Origin of the sequence: Kitasatospora sp. NPDC036755 (assembly GCF_040636595.1) — a bacterium.
In the GTDB taxonomy this organism is placed as follows: Bacteria; Actinomycetota; Actinomycetes; order Streptomycetales; family Streptomycetaceae; genus Kitasatospora.
Genome location: NZ_JBEZUT010000051.1, coordinates 24,759 through 34,682, shown reverse-complemented (window position 1 = coordinate 34,682; position 9,924 = coordinate 24,759). Strand labels below are relative to the sequence as shown.

Here is a 9,924-nt window from a genome sequence, read left to right as displayed (position 1 = left end):
CGACCGGCGCGGGCGCGCCGTCGGCCCAGGCCTGGCCACCGGTGACGGTGGCGAGCAGCGCGGCGCCGGTCAGGGCGCAGGCCGCCAGGACGCGGCGGGCGGGCGAGTGGTGGGTAAGGCTCCTGCTCATGCGGGGTGTCTCCATCGTCTGCATCGGTCGGTACGTGGTGGTCGCCGTTCCGCGGTGCGGTCCGCGGGACCCGGCGTGCCGGTGTGTCGGTGTGTCGGTGTCGGTGTGTCGCGGGGACGTACGTCGTCGGCGCCGGACGCGTGCGTCCTCGTCGCGGACGCCCTCCGGCCGTTCGGCCGGTCGGGCCGGCTGACCCGGCCCGACCGGTCCGGCCGGTGGCGTCGTTGACGACCGTAGGAGGGGCGTGTCGCGGTCCTCGGCCGGTCGTGTCACGGCCGCCCATCGGCTGCGTAACGGTGTGTCGGAGCGTCCTTCGTGATGTCTGGTCCGCCGCGTCGGCCCCGTCCGCCGCGTCGGCCCCGTCCGCCGCGCCGGGCCCGTCCGCCGCGCCGGCCCCGTCCGCCGCTACCGTCCGCCGTTACCGCCCCGCTCGTAGTCGGCGGAGGGTCCAGCCGGGGCCGAGCGGCCGGGTGTGCGCGGTGAAGAGTTCGGCGGCGCGGCGGTAGGAGAGGCGGGCGCGGCCGGTGTAGGGGCAGCGGTCGTGGGCGGGGGTGCCTGCGGGGGCGCGGCGGTCGGTGAGGAAGAGCGGGCCGGTGGCGCGGCCGGCCGCCAGGAGGGGGAGCAGCCGGGCGGTGCCGGACTGCCAGTGCACCGGGGTGCTGCCCGGCCGGGTGCGGCGGCGGGGGAGGTCGAGGTGGTCGGTGTCCAGGGCGAGGACGGTCTCGATCGCGGCGCCGGACTCGTGCAGCAGGTGCCAGAGGGCCTGTTCGCGCAGCGGCGCGCGCAGGGCGAAGAGGGTGTGCAGTTCGTCGGGGGTCAACGGGCCGGTGGTGTCGGCGGGTTCGGGGAGCGGGCGGGGGAGCAGGGCGGTGGTCGGGTCGCCGTCGAGCCAGCCCCGGGCGCGCCACCAGGCGACGGCCGCCCGCAGGGTGGAGAGCTCCCGGTTGAGGGTGCGCGGGTCGGTGTCGGCGCGGCGCCGGGCGGCCGCGGCGTGGAGCCGACGGGCGGTGTCGGGGTGGTCGAGCAGCGCGAGCGGCAGGACGGGCGGCCGGGCCCGCCGCCGTTCGGGGCCGGTGGGTGCGGGGCGGTCGGCGAGCGCCCAGGCCCAGGTGTCCAGGGCGATCCGGTAGATCCGTCGGGAGCCGTCGGCGAGCCCGGAGGCGGCCAGGTAGCGCTCGACGGCGACGGCGTACTCGACCGGGGGGACGCCCGCCGAGGTTCCCGCCCCTGTCCCAGCCCCCGCCCCCGCCCCCGTTCCCGCCTCTGCCCCCGCCTTTGCTTCCGCCTCTGCTTCCGTCATGACCGCGACCGCCTTTTCCGCAGTAAATTCCCACGCCGAGCCACCGGAACCATAGCCAATGTTCGCAGTAAAAGGCAGGTGGGAGACCATTATTGGGTCGATTTACTGCGGCATCGGCAAGTCGCGCGATAATTGACACCGAAAGGCTCAATCTTTTTCCCGCGATCCCTTGAATCCGCTCCCCGCCGGGCCGCAGACTTGCTGCACATGGCAGTGCGAATCGAACGGATCCCGGCCCGGAGAAGGCGTCTGGGAGACCGTCTCGCCGTGTTCGGCGAGCGTGACTTCACCTGGTTCTTCGCCGGGTACACCACCTCCCTCGTCGGCTCCTCGATGGCGCCGGTCGCGGTCGCCTTCGCGGTGCTCGACGGCGGTGGCGGCGGCACCGACCTGGGGTGGGTGATGGCGGCCCGGATCCTCCCGGTGGTGCTGGTGCTGCTGGTCGGCGGGGTGGTCGCGGACCGGCTCGGCAGCCGCCGGGTGATGCTGGGCTCGGACCTGCTGCGCGGGCTGGTCCAGGCCCTGTTCGCCGGGTTGCTGGCGGTGGGGCACGCGCCGGTGTGGGCGATGGTCGCGCTGGTGGCGCTCTGGGGCGTCGGCGAGGGGCTGTTCATGCCGGCCTTCGGCGCGATCGTGCCCGACCTGGTGCGCCGCAAGGAGCTGATGGCGGACGCCAACGCCCTGTTGGGGCTGGCCCGTTCGGTGTCCACCGTGGCCGGTCCCGCCACCGCGGGCCTGGTGACCGCCGCCTGGGGCCCGGCCGCGGTGCTGCTGGCCGACGCGGTGACGTACGGCGTCGGCGGTCTGGCCCTCGCCGCGCTTCGGACGCGGCTGCCGGTGCGGGCCGGGGCGGCCGGCGAAGAGTCGATGATCCGGGACGTGCGGGCCGGCTGGTCGGAGTTCGCCTCCCGCCCGTGGCTGTGGATCACCACCGTGCAGATGGGCCTGTTCAACCTGCTGGTCTGGGCCCCCTTCCTGGTGCTCGGCCCGCTGCTCGCCCAGCGGGGCCTCGGCGGCGCCCGCGGGTGGGGCCTGGTGATGGCCGGCTACGGCGCCGGCGCGGTCCTGGGCGGCGTGCTGATGCTGGGCCGGGTTCCCGCCCGCCCGTTGGCGGTGGCGTCCGTGGCGGCGCTGGCCTGGGCGCTGCCCTCCGGGGCGCTCGCGGCCGGGGCGGGGCTGCCCTGGGTGGCCTTCGGCGCGGTGGTGGCCGGGGTCGGCTCGGCGGTCTGCGGAACGCTCTACACCACCACCACGCAGAAGTGGGTGCCGGCGGAGCTGCTCGGCCGGCTGACGGCCTTCGGCGTGCTGGGTTCCTTCGCCCTCGGCCCGCTCGGGCTGGCGGCGGCCGGTCCGTTGGCGGGCCGGTTCGGCGCGGACACTGTGCTGCTGGTCGGGTCGGTCTGGCAACTGGTGGCGGGGGCCGTAGTGTTGGCCGTACCGGCGGTGCGCGACCGCCGCTGGGAGGAGGGCCCGGACGACTGACCAACCCCTCGGACGGCTTCGGGGCGCACCCCCGGCCCGCCGCGCTCCGCGCCCGGCCGGCCCCGGAGCGCGACCGGCTGCCCCTCCCGCGCACGCAGGCCTCCGCGGCGGGCGGGGCGGCCGACCCGGTCGTACGGTGGAGGACGGGGGCGACGGAGGAGGTCGATCATGCCCGGCTCGTTCACCATCAGCCATCACGGTTCCGCGGTCACCGTGGACCACGCGGATGCGGAGCGGCTCGCCACCGTCCTGGCGGACCTGGCGTACCTGCTGGAGATCCCGGGACCGAACCGGATCACCGACGAACAGGTCGCCGTGCTGTGCGAGGGCCGCGCCGCGGACCGCGCCGAACTGGTGCACTGGTGCGCGTCGAGCGCCCGCGCGCTGAAGGGGCAGCTCTGACCGGAGCCGCCCGTGCTGTCGGCGGCCCGCCGTACGATGGCGCGCGGGGCGGAGACGCCCCTCGGGTGCCGGGGTGGCCGGCGGCCGGTCCGGCGGAGGGTGGGGGCCCGAGCGTGCCGCAGTCCTGGTCGATGTCCTGGCTGACCGTGCCCACGCCGCTGCCCAGCGGGCCGATGAGGGTCGCGGTGACCCCGCTCGGTGTGGTGTCGGCCGGTTACACCGGGCCCCACGAGGCCGACGCGCCGCCGTGCGGCGACGAAGCGAAGATCAATGCCGTCACCGAGCGGATCGGCGCCTACCTGGCGGGCCGCACCCGCGAGTTGGGCCTGCCGATCGACTGGAGCCTGAGCTCCGGCCCGCACCGCGCCGTGCTGCAGACGCTCTGGCGCGAGGTGCCGTACGGCCGGACCATCACCTACGGCGAACTCGCCGCCCGCAGTGGGGTGTTCGACGACGTGGCGGAGCCGGGCCTGGCCGCCCGCACGGTCGGGCAGATGATGGCCGCCAACCCCGTTCCCCTGTTGGTGCCCTGCCACCGGGTGGTGGCGGCGGACGGGATCGGCGGCTTCGGTGGCGGCCGGGTCGGGATCGAGGTGAAGCGCTGGCTGCTCACCCTGGAGGGCGTGCTGGAGCCGACCCTGGACTGGAACGGTCCGCTGTAGCGGTCGTGCGCAGTCGCCCGGCGAAGTGGGCGTTCCCGGCGAGGGCGGGGTCCGGCCGGACACGTACGGGTGTACTCGGACGACGTGTCCTGACAGTGAGTTGACGACGGGTCGGTGCTGTCGGCGGGCCGGTTCGAACGGTCCGGAGGGCGGGGGCGCCACGTGCGGATCGCGTCGGAGGGTGGCGCGGGTCGGGGCTTCGATGAGGGAGGATGGGGCGCGACACCCCGATATGTTCGAATAAATAGTCGAACAAATATCGATCAGGTGATCTATTCGTACTATTTGTTCGGCCATTCCGAACCACTCGAACGAGTGATTGCGGAGCGCCGTCGAATGGGCCCACCATGAAGCTGCAACACGCATGTGCAAGGCGACACTTCATCGGGTATGCGAAGGGCTCCCCTCATGTCGACCGAAACCAATGCCGGTATTCCTGCGCCAGGTGCGCAGGCGGAGATCCGGCAGCAGCAGAGTCTGAGCACGGCGGGCGCGCGGAACCTCGCGACGACCACCAAGAGCGCACCGCAGATGCAGGGCATCAGCCCGCGCTGGCTGCTCAGGAAGCTGCCCTGGGTGCAGGTGTCCGGCGGCACCTACCGGGTGAACCGCCGCCTGCGCCACTCGGTCGGCCGCGGCCGGGTGAGTTTCGTCAAGACTGGGGCCGAGGTGCGGATCGTCCCGCCGACGCTGGCCGAGGTGCCGGTGCTGCGAGGCTTCCAGGACGAGGCGCTGCTGGAGGAGCTGGCCTCGCGCTTCGTGCAGCGGGAGGTCGCCCCGGGCGAGATCCTGGTCCGGGCCGGGGCGCCGATCACCGAGGTGTTCCTGATCGCGCACGGCAAGCTCGACCGGCTGGGCACCGGGAAGTACGGCGAGGAGACGGTCGTCGGCACCCTCGCCGACGGCGACCACCTCGGCGACGAGGCGGTCCGGCAGGACGGCGGCGACTGGCCGTACACCGTCCGCGCCTCGACCTCCGGCACCGTGCTGTCGCTGTCCTGGGCCGCCTTCCAGGAGCTGCACGACCGCTCAGAGGCGCTCCAGCTCCAGATCATCGAGTACCTGAACGGCTTCCAGCAGGCGCAGAACAAGCACGGCGAGGCCGCGATCGGCCTCTCGGCCGGCCACCAGGGCGAGTACGAGCTGCCCGGCGCCTTCGTGGACTACGAGCTCAAGCCGCGCGAGTACGAGCTGAGCGTCGCGCAGACCATCCTCAAGGTCCACACCCGGGTCGCCGACCTCTACAACCAGCCGATGAACCAGACCGAGCACCAGCTCCGGCTGACCATCGAGGCCCTGCGCGAGCGCCAGGAGCACGAGCTCGTCAACAACCCGGAGTTCGGCCTGCTCAGCAACGCCGCGTACGACCAGCGGTTCCAGACCCACTCCGGCCCGCCCACCCCGGACGACATGGACGAGCTGCTCAGCCGCCGCCGCAGCACCAGGATGTTCCTGGCCCACCCCAAGGCGATCGCCGCCTTCGGCCGGGAGCTCAACAAGCGCGGCCTCAACCCGGGCACGGTCGAGGTCGACGGCAAGCAGATCCTCTCCTGGCGCGGGGTCCCGGTCTTCCCGTGCAACAAGATCCCGATCGTCGGGAGCACCAGCTCGATCATCGCGATGCGAATCGGCGAGGACAACCAGGGCGTCATCGGCCTGCATCAGACCGGAATTCCGGACGAATACCAGCCGAGCCTTTCGGTGCGGTTCATGGGAATCGACGACAAGGCCATCATTTCCTACCTGGTCAGCGCCTACTACTCGGCCGCGATCCTGGTGCCGGACGCCGTCGGCGTCCTGGAGAACGTGGACATCGCGCAGTACTGACGGTTCGCGGGGCCGGCCGTGAGGCCCCCGCCGTCCGCCGGGGCCGTGAACGCCACGGCGGACGGCGCGGTCCGGCGCCCGGCGCGTCCGGCGGTCGATGCGACCGGCGGGCGGCGCGTCCGGCGGGCGGCGCACCCCGTCGCGTACGGGCCCGGCCCGAAGGCGGCCGGGGCGCCGCGCGGCCGCGCCCGGCACCGCAACTCCGGTCCGCCGTCGGCGGGCCGTCCCACGACAGGCGCCCGACAGGGGGAAACACCCATGACGAGTCCCACGCTGGAGCGGGACCACAAAGAAGGGCACGAGGCGGCGGACATCCTCGCCCGCACCCGCACCCTGGTCGATCCGGTCCTGCGGGCCGCCGTCGACTCGCTGCCCGGCACCATGCGCAAGGTGGCCGGTTACCACTTCGGCTGGTGGGAGGCGGACGGCACCCCCGTCGAGGCCCCCGCCGGCAAGGCGATCCGGCCGGCCATGGTCCTCGCCGCCACCCAGGCCCTGGGCGGCAAGCCCGGCGAGGCCGTCGCCGCGGCCGCCGCGGTGGAGCTGGTGCACAACTTCACCCTGCTCCACGACGACGTCATCGACCGGGACGACACCCGGCGCCACCGGCCCACCGCCTGGCGGGTGTTCGGCACCACCGAGGCCATCCTCGCCGGGGACGCCATGCACTCCCTCGCCCTGCGCCTGCTCGCCGAGGACACCCACCAGGCCGCCCACGGCTCGATCCGCCGGCTCACCGACTGCGTGGTCGAGCTCTGCGAGGGCCAGCAGATCGACTGCGCCTTCGAGCGGCGCGACGACGTCTCGCTGCCCGAGTGCCTGGCGATGGCGGAGGCCAAGACCGGCGCGCTGCTCGGCGCAGCCTGTGCGACGGGCGCCCTGTACGGGGGCGCCTCCGAGGAGGCGGCACAGGCGCTGGACGGCTTCGGCCGGGAGATCGGGCTGGCCTTCCAGCTGATCGACGACCTGATCGGCATCTGGGGGGACCCAGCGGTCACCGGCAAGCCGGTGGGCGCGGACCTGGTCGCCCGGAAGAAGTCGCTGCCGGTGGTCGCGGCGTTGGGGTCCGGCACCGTCGAGGGCAAACGGCTGGCCGAACTGTACGCGATCGAACGCCCCCTGAGCGCCGATGAGTTGGCGCAGTGTGCGGCGGCCGTCGAGGCGGCCGGCGGGCGCGGCTGGGCGCAGGGCGAGTCCTGCGAGCGCATGGCCACGGCGATGGCGCAGCTGGCCGCCGCGGTGCCGGAGCCGGCCGCGGCGGACGAACTGCTGGCGCTCGCCGAGCTGGTCACCCGCCGCACGCACTGAGCGGGCTGCCCGCACCGGGCTGCCGCCCAGGCCGCCCAGGCCGTCCTGGCTGCCTCTGCTGTTGCTTCTGCCGCCGCTGTCGCCGCTGTCGTCCCGGAGTGGGAGGCCGGTCCGTCCGACTTCCCACTCCGACGTCCCAACCCGAGCTTTCACTCCGGCCGGCCGGGACGGTCGCCCGTGAGCAGGCACCGCCCCCGAGCCGGCGCCGGCCCTCAGCCGAGGGCGGCCAACAGCCGCCGCTCCTTGGCGGGTTCGATGCCCTGCCGCACCACCGCCCCCGGCCGCCCCTTGCGGCCCTCGGCGTCGGTGTCCCCGGCCGGTCCGCGCGCCCGCAGCCACTCCCAGGTGTCGCGCGCCGTCTCGGCGAAGGGCCGGCAGCGCAGTCCGGCCGCCTCCGCCCGGCCGCTGTCGGCCAGCCAGGCGCCCGCCAGCTCGGGCAGGTCCGGTGCCCAGAAGGGGAGTTCGGCCCACCCGCCGACCTGGTCCGGCCCCTCGGCGAGCAGCGGCCCGTCCGGGACCCAGACCAGCTCGGTGCCCGGGGCACCCGCCACCTCCCGGCAGGTCTCCAGCCACTCGCCGAAGCGGAGCCGGCCGGGCGGCGCCGTGGTGACGAAGCGCCCCGCCGTTCCGGCCGTCAGCAGGTCCAACCCGAAACGGGCGAAGTCCCGGACGTCGATCACCTGCATGGTGCGCCGCGGATCCCCCGGGGCGAGCACCCGCTCGCCACGCGCCATCCGCTCCAGCCACCAGGGCAGCCGGCCGCCGAACTCGTGCGGTCCGACGAGCAGCCCGCTGTTCAGCACCAGCGTGCGCCCGGCGCCGAACCCCGCCAGCACGGCACGCTCGCAGCCGGCCTTCAGGGCGTTGCCGGGCGGCTGGTCGGGCGGGGTGTCGGCCGGGCAGGGGTGCAGCGCCGAATGCTCGTCGATCACCCGGGCGGGCCAGTCGGCGAAGGCGTGGACGGAGGAGACGAAGGTGTAGTGGCCAGCCCGCCCGCGCAGCAGCCGGGCGCTGAGCGCGGCCTGGGCGGGCTGCTGGGCCGAGGTGTCGACGACCGCGTCCCAGCTGCGGCCGTCGACCAGCCGGGCGAGCTCGCCGACGTCGTCGCGGTCGCCCCGGACCGCCTCGACACCCAGTAGATCGGCGGCGCTGCGGCCGCGGTTGAAGGTGGTCACCCGGTGGCCCTGGGCGAGGGCCTCGGCAGCGTAGGCCCGTCCGAGGAAGGACGAGCCCCCAAGCAGCAGGATCTTCATACCGACGACCCTCTCCCCGGCACGCCGCAGGTACGCCCGGATTCGCGGTCGGCAGATCTCCTGCCACCGGGTGCCGCCCGGCATCCGATCCGACGTGCCGCCCCGCCCGGCCCCCTCTAGCATCCGATCTGTACCGATCGTGCCGCTGTCGGTGACCGCACCCCGGCCCCGGTGCCTGCCCCGGACGAAGGACCCGTGATGAACCAGCCCGAGCTGGAGGCCCTGGCCGCCGACGCGTACGTCTACGGCTACCCGCTGGTCGCCGGCCTCACCATGGTCGAGCGCTTCGCCCGGGGCGGCCTGGGCACCCTGCCGGCCGCACCGTTCAACCACCTCAGCCACGCCACCCGGCTCGCCGGTCCCGCCGACCGCTTCGTCTCGGTCAACAACGACACGATCTACTCGATCGCCCAGCTCGACCTCTCCGAGGGCCCCCAGGTGCTGCACGTCCCGGACACCGCGGGCGCCTACTACGTGCTGCAGGTCATCGACGCCTGGACGGACAACGTCGCCTACCTCGGCCGCCGGGCCACCGGCACCGACGCGCAGACCTGGCTGATCGTCCCGCCCGGCTGGCACGGCACCCCGCCCGACCCGAACCGGGTGATCGAGCTGCCGACCACCGTCGGCACCCTCGTCGGCCGCTTCGCCTGCGAGGGCCCGGACGACCTGCCCCGGGTCCGGGCCCTCCAGGCGGCCCTGGAACTGGCACCGCTGGAACCCGGCGGACTGGTCGCCGGACTGCCCGAGCCGGACGCGGACGTCCCCGAGCGGCTGGCCTTCTTCGAACGGCTACGGGTCTGGATGCAGGCCTTCCCGCCCACCACCGCGGACGTCGAGTACCAGCGCCGCTTCGCCCCGCTCGGCCTGCTCGACGACGGCGCCTCGCCGTACCGCGCGGCCGCCCCCGAGTGGACGCTGGCGCTGGCCAAGGGCCTGGCCGCGGGCCGCGAACGGGTCGAGGACGCCAGCCGCCCGCCCGAGGACCACCCGCCCGGCGAATGGCGCAGCGCCCTCCACCTCTTCGACTACAACACCGAGCACCTGGGCCCCGGCACCCTGGACGACCCCGAGTGGCGCATCCCCGACCGCCGCGCCGCCTACCTCAGCCGGGCCGCCGCCGCCCGCGCCGGCCTCTGGGGCAACCACGCCTACGAGGCCTCGTACGCGATGACCTACGACGACTCCGACGGCAGGCCGCTCACGGGCGGCCACGACTACACCCTGCGCTTCGAACAGCCGCCCCCGGCCGGGGCGTTCTGGTCCGTCACGATGTACTCCGTCCCGGACTACTACCTGGTGGAGAACCCGATCGACCGCTACTCGATCGGCGACCGCACCCCCGGCCTGGTCCACGGCGAGGACGGCTCCCTCACCCTGACCCTCCGGCACGACCAACCCGAGGACCCGACCGCCGCCGCCAACTGGCTCCCCACCCCGCCCGGCGAGTTCCGCCCCATCCTCCGCATCTACCAACCCGAACCCGCCGTCCTGGACGGCACCTACCAGGTCCCCCCGATCCACCGCACCTGACACCCGGCCCCTCGCCGCGCGCGGGAA

8 protein-coding genes are annotated in these 9,924 nt (G+C 74.3%); 6 read left to right on the top strand and 2 right to left on the bottom strand.

The genetic code is table 11. From position 1 onward, the window contains the following. Nucleotides 1-548 precede the first annotated feature (548 nt). Entirely contained in the window at nucleotides 549-1,430 is an 882-nt protein-coding gene (locus tag AB0E96_RS10815; RefSeq protein WP_359821173.1) for a hypothetical protein, read from the bottom strand. A 267-nt stretch (nucleotides 1,431-1,697) separates the two neighbouring features. On the opposite strand from AB0E96_RS10815, the gene AB0E96_RS10810 reads away from it, so the two are divergent. From AB0E96_RS10810 to AB0E96_RS10790, 5 genes are all read left to right on the top strand, one after another. Beyond that, nucleotides 1,698-2,912, top strand: a complete 1,215-nt coding sequence (locus AB0E96_RS10810; protein ID WP_359821171.1) for an MFS transporter — start codon at nucleotides 1,698-1,700, stop codon at nucleotides 2,910-2,912. Between the two features lie 168 nt (nucleotides 2,913-3,080). Then, nucleotides 3,081-3,314, top strand: a complete 234-nt coding sequence (locus tag AB0E96_RS10805) for a hypothetical protein (protein WP_359821169.1) — start codon at nucleotides 3,081-3,083, stop codon at nucleotides 3,312-3,314. A 113-nt stretch (nucleotides 3,315-3,427) separates the two neighbouring features. Beyond that, complete coding sequence (locus AB0E96_RS10800) at nucleotides 3,428-3,976, top strand: methylated-DNA--[protein]-cysteine S-methyltransferase (protein ID WP_359821166.1); 549 nt, start codon at nucleotides 3,428-3,430, stop codon at nucleotides 3,974-3,976. 408 nt (nucleotides 3,977-4,384) lie between these two features. Then, nucleotides 4,385-5,803, top strand: coding sequence for a family 2B encapsulin nanocompartment shell protein (locus tag AB0E96_RS10795; RefSeq protein WP_359821164.1), 1,419 nt, complete (start codon nucleotides 4,385-4,387; stop codon nucleotides 5,801-5,803). A gap of 258 nt (nucleotides 5,804-6,061) precedes the next feature. Further along, entirely contained in the window at nucleotides 6,062-7,111 is a 1,050-nt protein-coding gene (locus tag AB0E96_RS10790) for a family 2 encapsulin nanocompartment cargo protein polyprenyl transferase (protein WP_359821162.1), read from the top strand. A gap of 212 nt (nucleotides 7,112-7,323) precedes the next feature. Here AB0E96_RS10790 and AB0E96_RS10785 read toward each other — a convergent pair whose 3' ends face one another. Then, the gene (locus AB0E96_RS10785; protein ID WP_359821160.1) at nucleotides 7,324-8,364 is read right to left on the bottom strand and encodes an NAD-dependent epimerase/dehydratase family protein; all 1,041 of its coding nucleotides are present in this window, start codon (nucleotides 8,362-8,364) and stop codon (nucleotides 7,324-7,326) included. A 198-nt stretch (nucleotides 8,365-8,562) separates the two neighbouring features. Between AB0E96_RS10785 and AB0E96_RS10780 the strand changes: the two genes are divergently transcribed. Beyond that, the gene (locus tag AB0E96_RS10780; protein WP_359821157.1) at nucleotides 8,563-9,897 is read left to right on the top strand and encodes a DUF1254 domain-containing protein; all 1,335 of its coding nucleotides are present in this window, start codon (nucleotides 8,563-8,565) and stop codon (nucleotides 9,895-9,897) included. Nucleotides 9,898-9,924: the final 27 nt, after the last annotated feature.

Excerpts from the sequence above, each read along its gene's own strand:
- AB0E96_RS10815 (WP_359821173.1), bottom strand. The coding sequence starts at position 1,430 with ATGACGGAAGCAGAGGCGGAAGCAAAGGCGGGGGCAGAGGCGGGAACG.
- AB0E96_RS10805 (WP_359821169.1), top strand. The coding sequence starts at position 3,081 with ATGCCCGGCTCGTTCACCATCAGCCATCACGGTTCCGCGGTCACCGTG.
- AB0E96_RS10795 (WP_359821164.1), top strand. The coding sequence starts at position 4,385 with ATGTCGACCGAAACCAATGCCGGTATTCCTGCGCCAGGTGCGCAGGCG.
- AB0E96_RS10790 (WP_359821162.1), top strand. The coding sequence starts at position 6,062 with ATGACGAGTCCCACGCTGGAGCGGGACCACAAAGAAGGGCACGAGGCG.
- AB0E96_RS10785 (WP_359821160.1), bottom strand. The coding sequence starts at position 8,364 with ATGAAGATCCTGCTGCTTGGGGGCTCGTCCTTCCTCGGACGGGCCTAC.
- AB0E96_RS10780 (WP_359821157.1), top strand. The coding sequence starts at position 8,563 with ATGAACCAGCCCGAGCTGGAGGCCCTGGCCGCCGACGCGTACGTCTAC.